This is a genomic window from Vibrio aerogenes (assembly GCF_024346755.1).
Taxonomy (GTDB): Bacteria; Pseudomonadota; Gammaproteobacteria; order Enterobacterales; family Vibrionaceae; genus Vibrio; species Vibrio aerogenes.
The window spans coordinates 2,010,751-2,030,940 of record NZ_AP024861.1 but is presented as its reverse complement, the minus strand read 5'-3'; the positions used below and the strand labels follow the sequence as shown (position 1 = coordinate 2,030,940).

The following is a 20,190-nucleotide window of genomic DNA, read 5'->3' as shown; positions in this document are numbered from 1 at the left end:
TGCCTGAGTGGCCTGCAATTAGAATTAGGAACAGGTATTTAACTCAGCACTAATTTTTCAATTCCTTTAGCAACACCATGATCATCATTCGTTGTGGTAATATAATCCGCAATTGCCTTGGTTTGTGGCATGGCATTTCCCATAGCGACGCCCATCCCGGCAAATTCAATCATGTGGTGATCATTTTCTGCATCACCAAAGCAAATAATCTGTGCCGGTTGTATGTTGAAATGACGGGCAACCATTTCTATTCCCAGCCCTTTATTACTGAGTGGATTCAGGAATTCAAGAAAATGTGGTGCGCTTTGTACAATGGTAAACTGTTGATACAGCGTTTCAGGTAAACCTGCGATTGCCTTGGCTAAGTTTTCCGGCTCATCGACCATCATTGCTTTGATCATCGGATGATCGTCTTCCAGTAGCGAAAAGTCGGTTTCGTGAATATCAATACCGTTAATGGTTGCCTCTAATTGTGTATAGGTTGTTGCTTTTGGGGTAATGAGTCCCAGTGTCTGGCTGAATGCGTGAGTGTTGACATTTAATTTTTCAGCCAGCGTTGCGATTTGTTTGACGTCCGATGCACTGACAACCTGCTGATGGATGATCTTTCCGCTGGCAACATTTTTGACAACCGAACCGTTATAGCAAACAACATAATCATTCTCAGTACAGAGCCCGAGCTGTTTCAGATAAGGGTACATTCCTTCAGGCGGTCTGCCTGAAGCCAGTACAATTTTAATCCCACGGGACTTTGCTTCATTCAATACAGCGATTGTTTCGGGTGATATTTCCTTGCGGCTGTTCAATAATGTGCCGTCCAGATCTAATCCTATGAGTTTATACATGAGAAGTTACCAATGTTCTGTTAGGTTGTTTTGAGAATATCATCACATATATACCTAAGCTACCTCAACCTATGTCAATCATGGATCCTGAAGTAACCCTAATAAACATAAACACACTCTGGTACCATTGGGCCAGAGCTTCATGACAGATAAATGAAAAAGCGGGTTTCATTTGACCTGAGCTGGCGCATCTATTATGGTCTGCGACCAGTGTTCTCTCTCCTGTATCAATCGGGTGACCAGCTTGTATAAAATTAATGAAATATTCCAGACAATTCAGGGGGAAGGTCTGTTTACCGGCGTTCCTTCCGTATTTATTCGTCTGCAGGGGTGTCCTGTAGGATGTGCGTGGTGTGATACAAAGCAGACCTGGGATGTAGATGAAGCTGACCGCCGGGAATTTCAGGATGTTATCGTCAAAACTCAAGACAGTCCGCACTGGTGTGAAATGACTGTTGAAGAAATCCTGAAGCGTTATCATGAACTGGGATATACGGCAAAACATATTGTCATTACGGGTGGAGAACCGTGTATCTATGACCTGACGGCTTTATCTTATGCATTTGAACAGATTGGTTGCCAGTGCCAGATAGAGACCAGTGGTACTTCTGAAATAAAAACATCAGAGAACACATGGGTCACGGTTTCTCCTAAACTTGGCATGAAGGGGAAGTTACCGGTATTGACCAGCGCTTTGCTGAGAGCGAATGAAATAAAACATCCTGTTGGTACTCAGAAAGATATTGAGCAACTGGATAATCTATTAAAACAGGCTCAGATACCAAAAGAGACAATCATTGCTCTGCAACCGATCAGTCAAAAGCAACGTGCAACTGAATTATGTATCCAGATCTGCACAGAACGAAACTGGCGCTTATCGATTCAGACACATAAGTATCTGAGTATTGCATGAGGATATCGACATGACCAAAGCTGTCGTTGTATTTAGTGGTGGACAAGATTCAACCACATGTCTTGTTGAAGCACTTCAAAATTATGATGAAGTACACGCAATCACATTTGATTATGGACAAAGGCATCGCAAGGAAATCGAAGTCGCCCAGGCATTAGGGAAAAAACTAAACGTTGCCGCACATAAAATAATTAATGCAGGGGTATTGAATGAACTGGCCATCAGTTCTCTGACCAGAGAGGATATCCCGGTTTCAGCAGCGTTGCAGGATAATGGTTTACCGAATTCATTTGTTCCCGGCCGTAATATTTTATTTCTGACATTAGCGGGCATTTATGCCTACCAGATTGGTGCATCTGCCGTCATTACCGGTGTCTGCGAAACTGACTTTTCAGGCTATCCGGATTGCCGGAATGATTTTGTGAAAGCGATGAACCATGCATTGGTTCAGGGGATGGAACGGGATCTGACGGTGATTACGCCACTGATGTGGCTGGATAAAGCAGAGACATGGGCCATGGCTGATCACTATGGCGCTTTATCTCTGGTGAAAGATAATACGCTGACTTGTTATAACGGTATTGTCGGGGACGGATGTGGAGAATGTCCGTCATGTAAGCTCAGAAAAGCAGGACTGGATACATACATTGAGAATAAACCGGCAATTATGAAAGCTTATTTAGATAAGCAAAGAACAGCTTCCAGCAGGAACGGCGATAAAAGATAAACACGCCCTGATAAACCTGACAAAAAACTCACGTATCCTTCGTGAGTTTTTTAGTTTACCCGGTATAACATCGTTTCCAGTGCTATCATCTCACGGGCATAATTTTGAGCTTCAGAGTGTCATGCATCCGGATGCTATTGTTTATACAGGTATTTTCATACTTTCTGTATAAGTATCAAATTAATCAACGAATTCATTCTCATTTTCTGGTCTATCGCGATGAGCTTGAACTACCATAGACAGGTGGAAGAAGTTGTTTTGTAGAGATGAAGAGGCTTTATGTCAGCGAAGCGCATGAATTTCATATTCAATGAGCAGGGTCAGGTACTGGCTTTGTACAAAGATACTGATATTCAGGATTATTCTGACCGCATCTGTCATCTTAATTTCCGGACTGCAAATCACTCAGCAACTTTTCAGAGTGATCATTTTTATACGATGTTAAAGCGTTATGGCAAGCTGGAACTATCGACTGTCATCGACCAGCAAATCTGGTCTGGTTCTCTGGTCTTCATCTGTTCTGTATCCGGTGATGTACCGGCAGAGCAAATGTTGTTGACTCTTCATGGTGTTTCCGGACAGATAACTAAAGAAACATACCACAGTGTTTTACCGCTGAGTCCTTCTGCAACCTATCATCTGGATTTAAAGCTTTCGACGATACAAAATATCTCACCTAATGTAGCAATCCTGACTGGTTTTTCACCGGAAATCATACAGGGCCAGGCCGACTGGTGGATGAAACAAATTCATCCTGAAGATAAGAGCAAATATCTGTCACACATCGAGGCTTGTTGCGAATGCCGGGACGATCACTTTTATGGAACTGAATACCGGTTTTGTAACTTTCAGGGAGACTATATCTGGCTGGCTGACAGGGCCAGAGTGATGTTTGACCCGGAAAGTCAGGAACCGGTGGGATTAGTTGGTTGCCTGATAGATATCTCCGAAATTATGAAGTTATATAATCAACTGGTCTCTTTAACCGCTGTTGCGCCCGGCATGATTTATCAATATGAACATACCTCTGACGGGCAAATCAGTTTTTCTTACATGAGTCCTCAGGTACAGACTTTATTTGGTAAAACTGCTGATGAAATCAAAAATGATATTAAACAATTGTTTAATGCTGTGCATCCGGCCGACCGAAAAAGGCTCTACCGAAGCATCATTAAAGCTGAGAAAGGTCAAAAAGAATGGAAGTGTGAGTTCCGGGTTTTAAATCACGGAGAGGTGCGTTGGTTATACGGGCATTCTGTCCCTGTGAACATGAATCATTTCAGGCAGGTATGGTCTGGTTTGCTGATTGATATTTCAGATAAAAAATCACTGGAATTTAAACTCAAACGTGAGTCGACGACCGATCCGCTGACGGGACTGTTTAATCGTCGCTATTTCATGAATATGCTTGAGGAAACGTTTGACGGGGGAGTCAAACAGTTACCGGTGAGTATATTGGCTGTCGATTTTGACCATTTTAAACAAATCAATGACCAGTATGGTCATGATGTCGGAGATCAGGTTTTGAGACAGGTTGCCACCGGGATGAAACAGAATCTCAGAAAAACGGACACACTGGCCCGTGTCGGAGGAGAGGAGTTTAGTGTGATTCTCCCGGCGACCCATTATAAAGATGCGCTGAGGATTGGGGAAAAATTACGTCATTATGTCGAAACGATGGTTATTTCTTATCAGGATTTCAACATAAATATTACAATCACGGTTGGTGTTGCTTCATCAGATGGTCATCTCGCTCAAAAGGAGCTGCTTATCCGGGCTGACCGGGCCTTATATCAGGGAAAATCTTCCGGACGCAACCGGGTCATGTAGCCTTACAGAACACGCTCTGGCATTGAATTTAAAAGATGTGCTTTACCGCACAAACTTATCGACAGACTGCTGATTAATAATTGTACATTGTTTTTAATTTGATATAATCAATCTGAATATTAGCAATTTATAAACAATATTCTAAATAAAAACAATGAGTCACATCCCACATGAGTATATATCGTGTGTGGTATTTGAGTTAGCAGGGTTATGAAAATGAAATTTATTTTGAAAATGATAGTGATAGCAGGTGTGTTCATCATATCACCTTCTTATGCCATGAAGCAGCAGGTGATGCCATTTTTTTCTGCTGGTGTTGGCGGGGGAGGTGATATTCTGATTGAACATGAATACTACAATGGCACTACCTGGGAGACAGAAGATGTCAGTGCCGGTTCTGGTCTGTTTGTGACGGGTGGTGTTGATGTTCCGCTGAATAATTTTTCGTTTCTGAGAGGCAGTGTGACTTACAAAAATGACTTTCTTGCAGAAATTGAGGGGGATGTGAATTTTTCCCGCGTTCCCTTTGAACTTTCGTTAATGTTGGGAAATCCACGTCACAGAATTGGTGGCGGTCTTGCATATCATCATAATGTTCGTTTGCGTTGCCGGGTCGATCAGGTATGTAATACTACCTATCATTTTGATGATGAATTAGGCTTTACTGCGCAGTATGAATTCAGAACGATTGGGATATGGGGCGATATGTCTGCGTTTGGGCTCAAATATACCGATATCGAGTACAAAGAAAAACTCACCGGACAAAAAGTGGATGGAAGTGGTTTTGATTTCTATGTATCGATGTTTTTCTGAACCTGAAGTCCGTTCTCTTTAAAAAACAGCCAGAAAAATTTCTGGCTGTTTTTTTATATTTGATGACATTTGATGATGTGTTTATAGCTTTTTAATTTTCCACCAGTTCAGATTAAAGCCACCTTTTTGGGCATAAATGCCGAAGTTATATGTGCCAGCATTGATGTGAACGCGGTGTGAGATTGTTTTCCAGTTTTGCCATCCACCGGTTGAACCTATGTCCAGATAACCCAGCACGGTTGCACCTGAGCTGTGATCCAGAGACAGTTTGGCTCCACCTTCTGCACTGGCAACCCGGTATTCAACCAGATAGTCACCCGTTGCAGGAATTTTGATGTTATTGAAAGCCATCCAGTCGCCGGTATCAATCCAGCCGACATTCTTACCGCCACCGGTATCAGAGGTATCCTGGGTGCCAACACCTTTCATTGAGCTGTAATTTTCAGCCTGAATTGTTTTTGAAAAACTACTGCCACCGCCATTGTTGCCGGAATGAGAACTACTGGTATTATTCTTATCCTGATAAACACGGACATAGTCGACGTACATTTTGGCTGGCATTTTGCTGTCATCAATATTAAATCCAGGCCAGTTTCCGCCGACAGCAAGATTAAATAAAATAAAAAATTCTTTATGGAATTCATCCGTCCCGTTAATATTATTCAGAATATTTGCAACATGATACATGGTTCCATCTACATACCAGCGAATTTCACCTTTATCCCACTCTACGGTGTAGGTGTGATATTGCGTGACATCAATGTTAAAACTATGTCCGGTATAATTGGCATACTTATCCGCTTGCCAGTGAATAGTTCCGTGCGTCTGGCTCTCATTATTTACGTGCTCCATAATGTCGATTTCACCACAATATGGCCAGCTCACCGAATCTATATTCCGGCCCAGCATCCAGAATGCAGGCCATAATCCTGAACCATTCGGTAATTTTATTCTTGCTTCAATTTTTCCGTATTTGAATGATTGAAGTCCCTGGGTTTTCATCCGGGCAGAAGTGTATTTAAATCCATGTGAGTTTTGTTTCTTCGCAGTAATAACCAGATTACCGTTTTCTACCGTTGCATTCTCTCTCTGATAGTATTCCAGCTCGTTATTACCCCAGCCTGAAGCACCATTGCCAGTTTCGAATACCCAGTCTGGTCCGATGCTATTGGTAAATTCATCATGCCAGACCAATTGCCAGTTGGCACTCAATGCTGATTGCGAAAATGCGGCACAGCCGACTAACACCAAAGTTTTATTTAATTTTTTCATATTTAATTCTCAATATAATTGTTATAAGGCAGATAAAATTCTGTCCTGATTTACCTGTGATAAAGTCAAATCATGGTAATGAATTATTTTAATTCTGTGAAAATATATCTCAATTATGAAAATAAAAACAATAATAATCTGTGGTTTCGTACTCTTATTTAGATGTATTATGTGATTTTCTGTTTTTGATGAAGTAAAGATATGAATGTTAATTTGGTTGAAATACAGTCAAAATCTCGTTTGACTTTAGAAAATTTATTTCCATACTATATTTATGATATGTCTGAATTTACCGGATGGGGGCCGACAAAAGACGGTCATTACGATACATACAATCCCGCAAATCTCGATATTTACTGGAGTTCAGAAGAACATGTGCCTTATTTTATTCTGGCTGATAATGAATTGGCAGGATTTGTTCTGATTCGTAAATACCCTGTTGATAGAACTGTATATGATATCGACCAATATTTCATTTTGCGAAAATTTAAAAAACAAGGCATCGGAAAAGAAGCTTTAAAGCAAGTACTTCATTTATATCCGGGAAAATGGCAGATCAGAGTGTTGAAAGAAAATACTGGTGCATTCAAGTTTTGGTTGTCAGCAGTTTCAGAGATTGTCGGTCAAAAGTATGTGTCAGAAGAGGATATTGATGTGGATTTGCTGATGAATTTTATCCGGTTTGAAGTCGCTCCCCAAACAGCCTGAACCTTGCATTTTCAAGTTGTGTGTTCTCATCGATGTTCCGCTTGCAGGTCATACCAATCTGGAGAATAAACTGATCATCTGGATGTGTCTGGTGGAGCAAACATACAAGGGCATGGATGCTAATGCCGTTCACTTAACGTGAGCGGCCCTGCTTTTTCTGGGATATTTACATGGCTTGGGCTTAACAACTCTGGGGAAGGATCTCTGTCTTCGGGGCTCCAGGATTAAGCTTTCACATATTGAGTAGAAGTTTTTCAACTGCCCCGGGATAGCGCCTGGAGATGAATAAGGGAGCCCAACTAATAAGCGCATTATATGGGCTAAAGCACCATTGAAGCTTAGCTGATAAGGTAAGTAGTCTCCTTTCAGATTCATGCACATTTGCACCATTTGGTACCTCACGAGATTGTAAGTCAGCAGAACACCCCATAGTTCTTGCCTGACCAGTTCGGGCAGCCGACTGCGAAGCGTGAGTCTGTTACCCAGCATATATTGCTTTTGCTCCCGGTAGCCAAGCTCTATTTCCCATCGGTATTCATACAGACCAACAATATCTGATTTTGGGTATAACATTGGATCCGTCATGGAGGTTAAGACATCATATTGCTTACCGTCTTTTACTCTCGTGATTAAACGGACGGTGACCTCATGTGCAAGCTCAGGCCAGAGCTTACGGGATTTTGGGTTACTTTTCAGTTTAACCAGTTTATCGTGTCGGCCTAAAGACTGAGCAACTTGATACTTAAGCCCTTTTTTTAAAGGGATAAGCCAGTGCCTGTTTGTTCCTGTGGCATTCCATTGATGTAACAGACCAAGAGAGTGAAAGCCTTTATCGAAGAGCGTTAAGCTGTTGTCCGGTGTGCTTTCGATTAACTGCTCAGCCAGCTTCATTTCATTGACAGCATAAGAGTCGAAGGCACTCCCTGTAATCAGATGACTGCTGAGCTCCATCTGACAGACCATGCGAACCTGAGGATATTGCATTTCCTGTCCATCCCGGTAAGTCGGCTTGGCAAAAGCCTGAGCGTTTTCTTCAGAATCCTCCGTTCGCCATATTACACCGTCCACCCCTAAAAGGGTCAGACCATTCCAGTCAGGAAAGTTAGCGCAGTCAGTCCAGTGTTTTTGAGTACATTCAAACAGAGCTTTGGCGGCAGATTCTCCAAGATCTTTTCTTCTCCTCGTTAATGCACTGGGGGCAACAAAGGGTTTACCGGTTCGATCAACAATGTCGAGCATATTGACGATGTCAGCCATCGACTTATCATTATATATTGCCATCCCAACGAGCAGCCATGCCATTGACTCCAGAGTGAGTTTTCGTTTTCTGAGGGTAACTGTATCGGTGAGTTGGTAAGCCTCTTCAATGAGTTCTGTTGGCAGTAAGTCAGCCAGAGTTTCTACTTGGTTGGGTTTCCAGTGATTGATGATGTCGAGCGCTTGAGAAACGTGCATAAAAGAATCCGGTAAACAGTGTCTACCGGATTTTTACATACTGTCAGGATCATTCAACTGATCGACGATTAAAGTCTAAAGTGATCGGCATTAGGGCATGGATGCCCTTGTTAAAGCGCCTTTCTTATCAACGAAAAGGGATGGCTTGAGCGGTTTGCGGAACCAGATATATCCAGATCAGAAAATGACTTAGAATGGTATCACTCAGGCAGATATAAAACACAGGACCCCATCCTTGAAGCTCTGCCGCGCCCTCCCGGATGCGGAAGGGCTGCTTATCGAGATATCATCCCTGAGACCCACAGAGGCGAATATTCAGCAACAGCGATTCACAATGATGAATGACACTTTTTGTTTTTCGTGTTTAAGAGGTCTGAAGCAAATGTAACCCTGTGGGTAATGTATCCCCAAAAATGCGTTTCGAGTCCTTTTCATCAAGCACGCTGACTTCACTAACCAGGTTCAGCCAGCTTTCCGGCGCTTTGCTTTGCTGAAGCTTTTTTATCACATCATCACGAAAAGACCCGGTAATATCCAGTGTTCTGTCACCGGTTTTACGGCACATCATTACAGCGGCAAAACCAGCCATTGTGTCTTGTTTCCAGTCCTGATTTAACAGCTCTGGTAACCACTGTTCAGCCTGCTCTCTCGGAATCACTTTATGATGACTGCCGTACATCAGCGTTCTGGATGTCAGGCGGCCGACTGCCCACCAATGTGCTTGTGAATATTGTGTCTGGCTGGTTGCCCGTTTCAGAAACCACCGGGTCAGAAGAATTTTATCTTCCGTTTCCAGATGTTCCAGAGAAGCGGCCAGACGAACCATTGCCTCATAGCTTTTGTCCTGAGACGATTTTGTTTGTTTGAGGTGATGGACCGCACCTGGGTGTAAGTATTTTGCAATCTCTGCAAGAATGGACTCTTGCTGTTCTTGATCAAGGCCGCCACTGATTCGGCGCCAGAAGATCCACCAGTCACTCCATCCCTGATGATTTTTAAACTGAATTCCCTGCTGAAAGAGTGGCCAGATCTGTTCAATTCTCCAGCTGTCAACCGGATCACCAAAGCCGGGCCTTAAAGTATATCCTGCCAGCCTGAACCAGTTTTTTTCATGGAGCTCAGAGCGTCGCCGACGTTTTCGTCCCTGAGCAAGTGCATCAAACAAATCCCGGCTGACAGATGAATCCCAGGTGTCTTTCTTACCCAGTAAACGTTCCAGAGTTTTGTTTAATGAATGAATTTCCTTTTGATCAGCCGAATTTTTGTTACCACTGTATAAACGGGTGATCAGATCTTTGGCTTTTTCAGCTTGCGGCGATGTAAGATTTTCTGTGACATCAGTGACTTTTTGATGACGCACTTCAAATTCAAGTTGCCAGCGTTGCTTCTCATCATCGGTTTTGACACACTCAATCTTTAATGTTCCGACAGGTGTGAGCTGGGACGAAAGATAAACTTCAACCCGGGCTTTCTGATTCGCCGCCAGTTTTTCCTGATCATTGCGTCGATCAAGAGAAGCTATGTAGGGCGGTAAAGGGGAGAAATCGTCCGGATCGACTGTGGTTAGCATACCATTTTGGATCATTTCATGCCCGCGCAGGCGATCATGAGGGGTCGTCAACAAACTAAACCGAACCGGCTCGCCCAGAGTTAGTGCAAAACGACGACTGGAAAGACGAATTTCCTGATTTTCATCGGTGCCTTTGGCCAGCAAACAAATCGCCTGATTGGGCTTGTTCTTGTTTTCGAGATGAAGAAAATAGGAGCGGGCAGCGCCACCTCCAATTTTCAGCTGGGAGCCCCGGCAGGCTTTCAGATAAGCCACAGCACCCAGAGCAACAGCCAGATCCGGATGCGGGTTATCCATCAGTTTAACGTCTTGTCCACTCCAGCCTGAAAGCACTTTGAGTAACCGCTGCTGAATCAAGTCACTATTAAAAACCCCACCATTAAGCAATAATCCAACAGGTACAAGAGACTGGTCTTCCTGACAGGTGATTTGTGTATGCTGGTTCAGAAAAGCAGCAATATGTCTCGTGATAGCGGGATCTGAAGCATAAGGCAAACCGAATTCAACCACTGCACGCTGTCTTTGTTGAGGGCGCTCATCAAATGATGTTTGCGGGAAAAAGCCATCTAACGCAATTTGATGAACCTGCTCTCTGGCCAGCTCGATGCTTTTGGCTCCGCCGAGCAGGCGGGAGCCACTTCCCAATAAGGTAATTTTGGCTGAATCAGGCGCATCTGAGGCCAGTAACGACTCTTTTGTGTTTCGGGTTTGCTGAATTAATTTATTCAGCCGGGCTGCATTGAGTTTTTGCTGATGCTGAAATGTCTGCTCAGCCAGATGCGCCAGAGATAAATCAATATTATCGCCGCCAAGCATCAAATGTTCTCCAACGCCAACCCGGTTCAGTTTCAGCCCTTGATCACTGAAATCTGCGGTGATCAGACTTAAATCGGTTGTACCACCGCCGACATCACAAACCAGTATCACCGGCGTTTCACGCAGTTGACTTTCAACGCTATCCTGAAGACGGGTATACCAGTCATAGCAGGCAGCCAGGGGTTCTTCAAGCAGTTTGACATCATTAAGTCCGGCGAGTTTTGCGGCTTCCAGCGTCAGCTTGCGGGCGCTTTCGTCGAAAGATGCCGGAACAGTGATAACAATTTCCTGAGCTTCCAGCCGATCCGCCGGATGATGATAATTCCAGCACTGACGAATATGATTCAGATAACTGGCACTGGCAGTGACCGGGGAGACTTTTAACGTATCTTTTGCGCTTGCCCAGGGAAGAATCGCTTCATTCCGGTCAACAGAAGGATGAGACAGCCAGCTTTTTGCACTGGATATTTGCCGGCCTTCAACCTGAGAACCTAATTCTCTGGCCCATTCACCGATGACGATTCCGGCTGAATCACCCTCAACAGCCCGTGATTCCCAGGGCAATGTAAAGTCTGTGCTGTCTGTTTGTCCGGCAGGTGGGTGGTACCGGAAAGAAGGCAGCGTCGAACGTCTGGCAACTTCTCCCGGTCCGACAAGTTGATCGATTGAAAAAAGCTGAATGGGGCATTGTGATAAATCACTGCCACATTCACAAAATGCGACAACCGTATTTGTGGTACCAAGGTCAATGCCGACCAGATATTTGGGAGATGCCATGATTATCCTTCGCGTACATCAAATTCAACATGCCATTTCTGCCCGTTGTCTGTCGCAATGGCTTCCAGACAGAGTGTCCCGATTTCGGTGACTTTCGATGCCAGCGTTACCGGCACGATTTCTCCGTTTTTCCGGTTTTGGGTTGCATCCAGAGTGACCTGTATTTCCGGCAGTTCCAGAAGCTCGTCATCAGCCCAGCTGTCGAGATGTGAGCCTGCCTGATCATCTTTGCGAATCGTGGAACCAAAAAACTGGAAGTGGACCGGTTGCCCGATGACCAGGCCAAATTCTTTGTTGTCCATATGCACACTGGCACCTTCTTCCATACCAAATGGCGCAACACACATCGCTTCCAAAGGTGGGGCCATTCCCGGAATCGCAGGCATCGCGCTTTCAATACCGACATAGTAGCTGCTGGCGAGCCCACCCCGGATACGGACACCTGTTCCCTGACGAACGACACCATAATAGGCCGCCCCCTGAGACACAGCCAGATCCAGATCAATACCACGCAACTCTCTGACGGGTTCTGCACCGGCGTCAGAAAGCCAGCAATTAATCGTTTCCACCAGACGGGTGGTCAGCAGATCTGATTTCAGCACACCACCATTGAGCAAAATAGCTGTTGGCTGAATAAAGGCCGGTGTGGATTCTGAGGACAGGCCGGGGATACCACCAAATGGCATAGCCTGACCAAGGTCAGGTGTTTCAGCCTGGCGGGATAAGAAGGCTGCAATATGACGGGTGATGCCGGCATCCTGAGCATAGGGCAGCCCCATTTGTGTCAGAGCGCCGCGGTTACGTTGTCGCGGATGGTCACTCACCGGGACGGCCGGGAAGAAACCATCAACCAGTGTTTGACGAATCTCGTCCTGCGTCAGTTCTGTTTTGAGTGTTGAACCCAATAATTTAGAGCCGCGACTCGGAACCACAATTGGTACAGACTGAAGTGCCGGATCATTAAGCAGGGCTTCTTTGGCATCACGGCAGGCATGAGTGACCGCCTGAATTTGCCATGGCTGAAGGTCTTTACCTTCCTCAGACAGTTTCATTTTCAGCCGGTACGCCAGTGCAAGATCCATATTATCGCCGCCCAACAGAATGTGCTCACCAACCGCGACCCGTTCAAGTATTAAGTTTCCATCCTGCGCTTTGACTTCAACTAAAGATAAGTCGGTTGTACCACCGCCGATATCAATGACGAGGACAACATCGCCAACGGTGACCTGATCGCGCCAGTCAGCTTCGTTTACATGAATCCAGCTGTAAAGTGCAGCCTGTGGCTCTTCAAGCAGGGTAAGCTGATTTAAATGGCGGTTCTTTGCTGCTTCAGCGGTCAAATCACGCGCTGCCGGATCAAAAGAAGCCGGAATGGTGATGGTGACATCCTGCTGTTCCAGAGGATGTTCCGGAAACTGATGATTCCAGGCGCATTTGATATGATCCAGATAGAGCTCTGTCGCCCGTAATGGCGAAATTTTTTCAACCTCTTCAGGACTGCCTGCCGGCAAAAAAGCTTCCCGGCGGTTAACACCACCATGACAAAGCCAGGATTTTGCACTGGCAATTAACCGCAGTGGCGTTTTACTGCCGAGCTGCCGGGCAATAGCCCCAACCAGTGCTTCCGGTGTATCTGTCCAGGGAAGGGTTTGCGTATCCGGAGACATTTCATGTTCGTGAGGCTGATAAACGAATGATCCCAGTTGAGGCAATGATTCAACAGTACCCGGCGCAGTCATTTGGGCTATGGGCATGACGGTGACTTTTTCCTGTTCATCCTGCAAGTCTGTATAAGACAAAACACAATGGGTTGTGCCCAAGTCAATCCCAACGGAATAACGATGTGTCATTATAGTTCAACCTCCGCCGGTGCAATCACCGAAACATCGTAATCTTTGGCAATTTTGGGCAGTTCGATTGACGTTGCCAGCCATCCTTTATGAACCAGTGTCCCCTGATAAGGTGCTGAACCTGTCACGTTACCGGTCAGCCGGATTTGCTGAGGGTTAAAGCCTGCTTCCACTGCAATGCGTGTTTCTTCCTCTTCATTTCTGACTGGCGTCAGAGTGACATAATCTTTAAGTACTTTCTGTCCTCCGGCGTGAATTACCCGGGTTGCAGCGCCAACTTCTTCATCTGAATAAGCGGCAATATCTTCATTCAAAAAGTCGATCAAGCGGGCTTCTTTCTGGAAAAGTGCTAACAATTGCAATGCGGCATCCGTTGATGTGGTTGCCAGTTTTGATTCGACCACTTTTTCAACCACTTTCTCGACTTCAACGACTTTTTCGACTTCAATAATTTTTTCGACTGGCTTTTCGATGATTTTTTCTACGGGTTTTTCAACAATCTTTTCAACGACAGACGGACGACGGGTAAAAAGTGTCACCAGCAGGACAAGGCAAACCAGTGTCAGAATGATATGAAGGAGATCAAATGTTGTGGGTATTGTATTCAAATCGAAATTCATGATGATGTCTCTATGCGTTGAGAAGTTGAGCGTTCAACTTACAAAGTATATGCACTCTGTAAATTATACCCAAATCTCACTGAACACCGCATTTTCAGGTTGTTTGGGTATACATGGTTTAAAATATTCCGGAATACTAACACAGCCCGGAGACAAGCCGGGAGTCGCCAAAGCAGTTTTTCCCGGTCCTCCTGCCTGATTGGATAAGATTTGCGCATCATATAAAACTATTTATTTATATCGCGATTGCTTTATTATGATTGGTTTTGGCAAGAATCATTCAGGAGTTTTATTTTCATGAATTATAACCGGGTCGTTTGTTTCGATTTAGAGATGTGTTGCTGGAATGAAAACGGGGTGGGGACGACCGGTGAAATCATTGAAATAGGTTTGGCAGAAATCGCTTTGGATCAGCAGGCGATCGTGAAGCGGGCACAGTATTATGTCAAACCAGAGAATGATGAAATCTCTTTATTTTGCAGTCAACTTACAGGCATTACGCCGCGAAAAATCGAGAAACAGGGACGACCTTTAGAGCAGGTGATCCAGTCGATGATAAAAAACTTTGGTGCCGGTAATAAAATCTATGCGGCTTGGGGAAGGGATGATTTAATTCTGAAACAAGAGTGCGAGTCGAAACATATTGAGTGCCCGGTTGGGGAATTTCTCAATCTTGCGACTTTATTCAGAATTCAGCAACGAATGAAAAATAAACGCATTGGTCACCGGGATGCACAGGAATTGCTGGGAATTGACTGGGAAGGGCGGCAACATTCCGGATATGTTGATGCCTTTAATCTGGCAAAACTGGCTTTAAAGCTGTTGTAACTCAAAACACGCTCCAGACTGACCACTGCGGTTTGCAGTGGTCAGCGAAGAAAGATGATCTATAAGGCCAGACTGGCCCACAGATCATATTCGTCAGAGTGTTCTATCACCGCATTCACCTGATCTCCCGGTTTCAGAGATGTTTCACCATTGAGATACACCAGACCGTCAATTTCAGGCGCATCTGCATAAGTCCGGCCAATCGCACCTTCATCATCAACTTCGTCTATCAGCACCTGCATGGTTGAACCAATGCGCTGTTTCAGTTTTTCTGTACTGATGGCCTGTTGCACCTGCATGAAACGCTCATAACGATCTTGTTTGACCGATTCAGGGACCTGCTCTGCCAGATCATTCGCCGTGGCGCCTTCGACCGGCGAATACTTAAAGCATCCGACGCGATCCAGTTGGGCTTCCTGTAACCAGTCAAGTAAAATCTGAAAGTCTTCTTCTGTTTCACCGGGGAAACCGACAATAAATGTTGATCGAATCACCAGTTCCGGACACATTTCCCGCCATTTTTTGATGCGCTCCAGTGTTCTTTCCGCCTGTCCGGGGCGCTTCATCATTTTCAGAACTCTGGGACTGGCATGCTGGAATGGAATATCAAGGTAAGGTAACACTTTTCCGTCTGCCATCAGCGGAATCAGATCATCCACATGTGGATACGGATAAACGTAATGCAGGCGAACCCAAATGCCTTGTTGACCAAGAGCTTCACACAGCGATTGCAGGTTGTGGCGTATTGGTGTGCCATTTGCAAAATCGAGTTTATGCCGGGTATCGACACCATAGGCACTGGTATCCTGACTAATCACCAGTAATTCTTTGACACCAGCATTTTTCAGCCGTTCGGCTTCACTGATGACTTCGCCCACCGGCCTGCTGACCAGATCGCCCCGCATGGAAGGAATAATGCAAAATGTGCATTTATGATTACATCCTTCCGAAATTTTCAGATAGGCATAATGTTTTGGTGTCAGCTTCACACCGTGATCGGGAACCAGGCTGGTGTAAGGGTTGTGTTCAGGACGGGGAATATACTGATGGACCTGCTCCAGTACATTTTCATACGCGTGAGGTCCTGTAATTGCCAGTACGTTAGGATGAACTTCCCGGATTTCATTTTCCCGGACGCCCAGACAACCAGTGACAATCACTTTTCCATTTTCATTCAGGGCTTCTCCGATCGTATCCAGTGATTCCTGAACTGCACTGTCGATAAATCCACAGGTATTGACTATCACAAGATCGGCATTCTGATATGTGCCAACGATATCGTAACCTTCCGTGCGGAGTTGCGTCAGAATTCTTTCTGAGTCAACCAGATTTTTAGGGCAGCCGAGAGAAATAAAACCGATCCGGTGCCCGGCCTGAGAAGGCTGATCTTTATCCTGCTCTGTCAGCGTTTTTTTTGCTGTTTCAAGTGTTGTTGTCTGATTTGGTGTAAATGTCTGGACTGTCATTGCTTTCCGTTTGCTTCCTGTATTCGTAACGTTGACGAATTACATTATTGTGATTTTGAAAACGGACATTATACCGGATAGGTCTTCATTGAATAGGGAAGATGCACCAAAGCTGCCTGAAAATTTATCAGTTTGTGGGTTGGCGGATATGCAGTTCACGACAAGAAAAAGAAGGAACATACCTTCTCCGGTAGTTCAGTATGCCGGAGAAAAATTGTAAATATATGCAAATTGTTGTTTACGTTTCTTTGCTGAGCAAATTGATCTGTATCAAACATGATATGCACCTTCCAGCGCTATTGTAAAAAACAGGAACGGCGGAACCTGAATTTAATATCTTTAATTTTTTCAGATAGTTAATTAGATATAAACCAGGAGTTTTCAAGATTTTCAAGCATTCTTCGTTGTTCCCAGGATATGTATAAGTCGTCATTTAAGCAATGAATAACCCATGTACTTTCAGGGTTAAAAACAGGAATATAAAAATGAAATGTTTATATAAAACAACTTATCCCCTGGCAATTATGTTGTCCGTTGGCTCAGTCTGTGCAAGTGCGCATGATTTTACACCGGATGTCAATCCTGCGGGTTTACCGTCCGCGTTTACTAAAACAACACTGGCTTCATCTGTCGCTTCTGCAAGCACAACAGACACTGTGACACTCACGGTCTCTGTCACACCTTCAGATGCAACCGGCTACATTACCTTTATGGATGGCCCGACAGTATTGGGGGCTGCACCTTTGTCTTCCGGGGCTGCATCATTCACAGCCGTCCTGACGGAAGGAACTCACAATCTTTCTGCAAAATATAATGGTGCGCCAGCGTACAAAGATAGTATGTCTCAGCCGGTCACTTTGACCGTTGAAACATCAGACTACGGCAGCTGGACATCAGGTGCATGCGGCCGGGGAACCGCATCTTATCTGCTTGATTCCGGTACATTCACTGAACAAGGTGCAACTTATACCACAAGTACTGACAGTGATAGTGCTGTCTGTGTGACCGGTTCTGATGCTGCACTGGTGCTGGAACAACCAACCATTACAACATCCGGTGAAAGTTCAAGTAATGAAGAGAGCAGCTTCTTTGGTCTCAATGCCGCTGTACTGAATTATGATGGCGGTAATCTGACCATTCATGGCGGTAGCATTACCTCTACAGGTATGGGCGCGAATTCTGTTTTTGCTTATGGTTCCGGCGTTATTTCTGTCTCGGATACAACCATGAAAGCAACTGCTGACGGCGGTCACGCAGTTTTCGCAGCCGGAGGCGGCACCATTATCGCAAATAATGTGGACGCATTAACGACAGGTGCTTCAAGTTCGGTTGTAGGTACGGATCGGGGCAGCGGTACAGTGATTGTTCACGGTGGTACTTATAAAGCCACAGGTATGCGTTCTGCTGGTATCTATTCTACAGGTACCATTACTGCTTCCGATGCGACATTTACGACGACCAATGCTGAAGTGGTTGTACTGGAAGGCAGTAATGTCGTCACTCTGGACAATGTGACCCTCAATGGTATCTCTGATCTGGATGAACACCGCGGTGTCTTCCTGTATCAAAGTATGTCCGGTGATGCGGACAACAGTGAATGCGGTGTGGGTTCCTGCTTTACAATGACCGGGGGTGTCTTCAACTATACCGATACCTCGAACACTTCAGAGACGGCAACCGATAACTGTGCAGCATTTGTGGTTGCGAACCAGACAGGGACGATGACCCTGAATGATGTTGAAGTGAACAACAGTTGTCCGACACTCTTGTTGTCCGCACTGAACAAACACTGGGACTACAAGGGCGGTATTGCAAACTTCACTGCAAACGGAGTCAAACTGGCCGGGGATGTGATTGTGGATGATGTCAGTACAGCGGATATCACTCTGGCACACAGTGATCTGCAACCATCCGAATTGAAAGGCGCTATCAATACAGATAACACGGCATCCAGTGTCTCTTTGACCTTAGATGCTGAAAGCCAGTGGCTGGTGACCGGTACTTCTTATCTGACTTCATTAACGGATACAGATACAACTTACAGCAATATTCGCTGCGCGACAGAAGACTGTAAAGTGTATGTGGATGGCACCGAAATTGAAATTCAATAAAAGCTGAGCGGCTTTTGTTTTAATCTCCGGGGGGTATTTTTCCCGGAGATTTTTTTGATCCACTCAGGCATGAACTGCCAGTAATTCGTCAATAAGTTCAATATGGTGTTCAGGAATACCCGCATAATTTTTGTACCGCGGTTGCTGTCGATCATTATCAACCGGTGACTGCCAGCCTCGCGTATGGCGAATAAAGAAGCGGGCAAAATCTTCAGAGATTTCAAGACAGCCGGAAAGGACGGTATCGATGTAAGTCTGTAAAACCGGCACATTCTCACAGGGTGGCAGGGGCTGAGACTTGATATAGACCCAGATATCATCTTCGGTCGTGAGATCCAGAGGGGCTTCAAACTGTTCAGCAAGCAGAGGTATCCGCTGATAACCTGCTTCTCTTTTATCAAATTCTTCCAGCGCTTCATCCATAATTTCAAGCAATACGCCGTTGACTAACCCGGCACCCGGTTCTGAAACCAGAGGTGATGCGAAGTAACTGTCATCCACTTTGCCCCAGTGTCTGATCAGACCGGAGACAACGGCAGGTATCGCCTGACCTGTTTGTCCGGTTAAACGGCGTGAAGAAGAATTCATCAGGCTGCCGTAGCCAAAAATATAAACCGACATAAATTAGCCTTTCATCAATCTAATCTGTTGTGCGAAACCAGCAGGCGGTTAAATATTATCCGAAACGCTGATTTTCGCACGAATAAACTCACTGTGATCAACATACAGCAGCTCAGCCGTTTTACGGATGACTGCATCTTCTAACGGGTCAATATAACCATCTGTATGTGCCAGTTCCCACATCGCCTGAATCAGTTCATAACGTTTCGGATGAGACAGAGAACGAAGCTGGGAGGTAAAATCATAAAGTGAGGCAGAATCGCGCACTAATTGGTCCGCCTGATGCAGCAGTGCGTCAGCAGCCGTTTCACTGACCTGACAGACTTTTTGCAGGATCTGACGGCGGGCAATTTTTTCTTCACCGGCAAGGTGATGATCAGCACAGGCTACTTCAGTCAGCAGGCAGGCAATTGCCAGATCAGGCTGCTCTTCACTGGTTGATGACTGAGCATCAAACAGCTCTTTAAAAATAGACGTAATTGCATTCAACATATCTGTTCCATTGATGAAAAAAACGAATAAATCTTGTTATTCATCATTAATCGGCGAATTTTCGCCAAAATGACCTAACATTTCGACAACTTCAGAAGAGGTTCGTTCGTGAGCATACAAGATCAAAGCAAGAATTGCTTCCTGTTTGCTGTGCAGCGAAGCCTCTTCCTGAAAGATTTGCATAATCTGTTCTCTGATCAGAGTGATTTCATGCTCAACAAATCCACGGCCTTCTTCTTCACCCTGAGTCTCTTCCGGCGCATTGTCAAATTCCAGAAACAGGTAATTATCCAGCTGTTTTGCATGAACCAGTCTTTCCGGCAGCCATGCTTCACCCGTAACCACTTCCGGGTCGCCGGTCAGGGAGTGAAGCAATTGCACAAGTCTGGAGGCTTTCACGTTATGTATGTCTCATCTGAATGTATGGTTTCAATAAACGAAGCACTGAATAAACGGACCATTTGTCACCTGAGTGA

17 protein-coding genes are annotated in these 20,190 nt (G+C 45.0%); 7 read left to right on the top strand and 10 right to left on the bottom strand.

Translation table 11 applies throughout. The annotated features are described in order from the left end of the window. Positions 1–38: 38 nt before the first annotated feature. Positions 39–845, bottom strand: a complete 807-nt coding sequence (locus OCV29_RS08995) for a Cof-type HAD-IIB family hydrolase (protein WP_073603004.1) — start codon at positions 843–845, stop codon at positions 39–41. 244 nt (positions 846–1,089) lie between these two features. On the opposite strand from OCV29_RS08995, the gene queE reads away from it, so the two are divergent. From queE to OCV29_RS08975, 4 genes are all read left to right on the top strand, one after another. Further along, the gene (gene queE, locus OCV29_RS08990; RefSeq protein WP_073603099.1) at positions 1,090–1,758 is read left to right on the top strand and encodes a 7-carboxy-7-deazaguanine synthase QueE; all 669 of its coding nucleotides are present in this window, start codon (positions 1,090–1,092) and stop codon (positions 1,756–1,758) included. A 10-nt stretch (positions 1,759–1,768) separates the two neighbouring features. Beyond that, positions 1,769–2,485 (top strand): 7-cyano-7-deazaguanine synthase QueC, encoded by a 717-nt coding sequence (gene queC, locus OCV29_RS08985; RefSeq protein ID WP_073603003.1) that lies wholly within the window; start codon positions 1,769–1,771, stop codon positions 2,483–2,485. Positions 2,486–2,764: 279 nt separating this feature from the next. Next, the gene (locus tag OCV29_RS08980; RefSeq protein WP_073603002.1) at positions 2,765–4,315 is read left to right on the top strand and encodes a GGDEF domain-containing protein; all 1,551 of its coding nucleotides are present in this window, start codon (positions 2,765–2,767) and stop codon (positions 4,313–4,315) included. A 216-nt stretch (positions 4,316–4,531) separates the two neighbouring features. Further along, positions 4,532–5,128, top strand: coding sequence for a hypothetical protein (locus OCV29_RS08975; RefSeq protein WP_073603001.1), 597 nt, complete (start codon positions 4,532–4,534; stop codon positions 5,126–5,128). Between the two features lie 81 nt (positions 5,129–5,209). Here the strand turns inward: OCV29_RS08975 and OCV29_RS08970 are convergent, their stop codons facing one another. Next, positions 5,210–6,400, bottom strand: a complete 1,191-nt coding sequence (locus OCV29_RS08970) for a carbohydrate-binding protein (RefSeq protein WP_073603000.1) — start codon at positions 6,398–6,400, stop codon at positions 5,210–5,212. 201 nt (positions 6,401–6,601) lie between these two features. Between OCV29_RS08970 and OCV29_RS08965 the strand changes: the two genes are divergently transcribed. Then, positions 6,602–7,108, top strand: a complete 507-nt coding sequence (locus OCV29_RS08965) for a GNAT family N-acetyltransferase (RefSeq protein WP_073602999.1) — start codon at positions 6,602–6,604, stop codon at positions 7,106–7,108. Positions 7,109–7,237: 129 nt separating this feature from the next. Here the strand turns inward: OCV29_RS08965 and OCV29_RS08960 are convergent, their stop codons facing one another. From OCV29_RS08960 to OCV29_RS08945, 4 genes are all read right to left on the bottom strand, one after another. Further along, positions 7,238–8,563, bottom strand: coding sequence for an IS4 family transposase (locus OCV29_RS08960; RefSeq protein WP_261887308.1), 1,326 nt, complete (start codon positions 8,561–8,563; stop codon positions 7,238–7,240). A 364-nt stretch (positions 8,564–8,927) separates the two neighbouring features. Further along, positions 8,928–11,726 carry an Hsp70 family protein gene (locus OCV29_RS08955; protein ID WP_073604086.1) on the bottom strand — a complete coding sequence of 933 codons (2,799 nt, stop codon included), beginning with the start codon at positions 11,724–11,726 and terminating at the stop codon, positions 8,928–8,930. Positions 11,727–11,728: 2 nt separating this feature from the next. Then, positions 11,729–13,576 (bottom strand): Hsp70 family protein, encoded by a 1,848-nt coding sequence (locus OCV29_RS08950; RefSeq protein ID WP_073604085.1) that lies wholly within the window; start codon positions 13,574–13,576, stop codon positions 11,729–11,731. Beyond that, positions 13,576–14,196, bottom strand: coding sequence for a DUF2760 domain-containing protein (locus OCV29_RS08945; protein WP_073604084.1), 621 nt, complete (start codon positions 14,194–14,196; stop codon positions 13,576–13,578). Before OCV29_RS08945 ends, OCV29_RS08950 begins: the two co-directional genes overlap by 1 nt. A gap of 297 nt (positions 14,197–14,493) precedes the next feature. Between OCV29_RS08945 and OCV29_RS08940 the strand changes: the two genes are divergently transcribed. Continuing rightward, positions 14,494–15,024 (top strand): 3'-5' exonuclease, encoded by a 531-nt coding sequence (locus OCV29_RS08940; protein WP_073604083.1) that lies wholly within the window; start codon positions 14,494–14,496, stop codon positions 15,022–15,024. A gap of 59 nt (positions 15,025–15,083) precedes the next feature. Here the strand turns inward: OCV29_RS08940 and rimO are convergent, their stop codons facing one another. Continuing rightward, positions 15,084–16,490, bottom strand: a complete 1,407-nt coding sequence (gene rimO / locus OCV29_RS08935) for a 30S ribosomal protein S12 methylthiotransferase RimO (RefSeq protein ID WP_073604082.1) — start codon at positions 16,488–16,490, stop codon at positions 15,084–15,086. Positions 16,491–16,975: 485 nt separating this feature from the next. Between rimO and OCV29_RS08930 the strand changes: the two genes are divergently transcribed. After that, positions 16,976–18,601 (top strand): Ig-like domain-containing protein, encoded by a 1,626-nt coding sequence (locus OCV29_RS08930; RefSeq protein WP_073604081.1) that lies wholly within the window; start codon positions 16,976–16,978, stop codon positions 18,599–18,601. A gap of 63 nt (positions 18,602–18,664) precedes the next feature. On the opposite strand, the gene OCV29_RS08925 is transcribed toward OCV29_RS08930, so the two are convergent. The 3 genes from OCV29_RS08925 to OCV29_RS08915 are packed head-to-tail and all read right to left on the bottom strand — an operon-like array spanning position 18,665 to position 20,113. Then, positions 18,665–19,222 carry a gamma-glutamylcyclotransferase family protein gene (locus tag OCV29_RS08925; protein WP_073604080.1) on the bottom strand — a complete coding sequence of 186 codons (558 nt, stop codon included), beginning with the start codon at positions 19,220–19,222 and terminating at the stop codon, positions 18,665–18,667. A gap of 48 nt (positions 19,223–19,270) precedes the next feature. Then, complete coding sequence (locus OCV29_RS08920) at positions 19,271–19,714, bottom strand: tellurite resistance TerB family protein (RefSeq protein WP_073604079.1); 444 nt, start codon at positions 19,712–19,714, stop codon at positions 19,271–19,273. Between the two features lie 36 nt (positions 19,715–19,750). Then, positions 19,751–20,113 carry a VC1380 family protein gene (locus OCV29_RS08915; protein WP_073604078.1) on the bottom strand — a complete coding sequence of 121 codons (363 nt, stop codon included), beginning with the start codon at positions 20,111–20,113 and terminating at the stop codon, positions 19,751–19,753. Positions 20,114–20,190 lie beyond the last annotated feature (77 nt).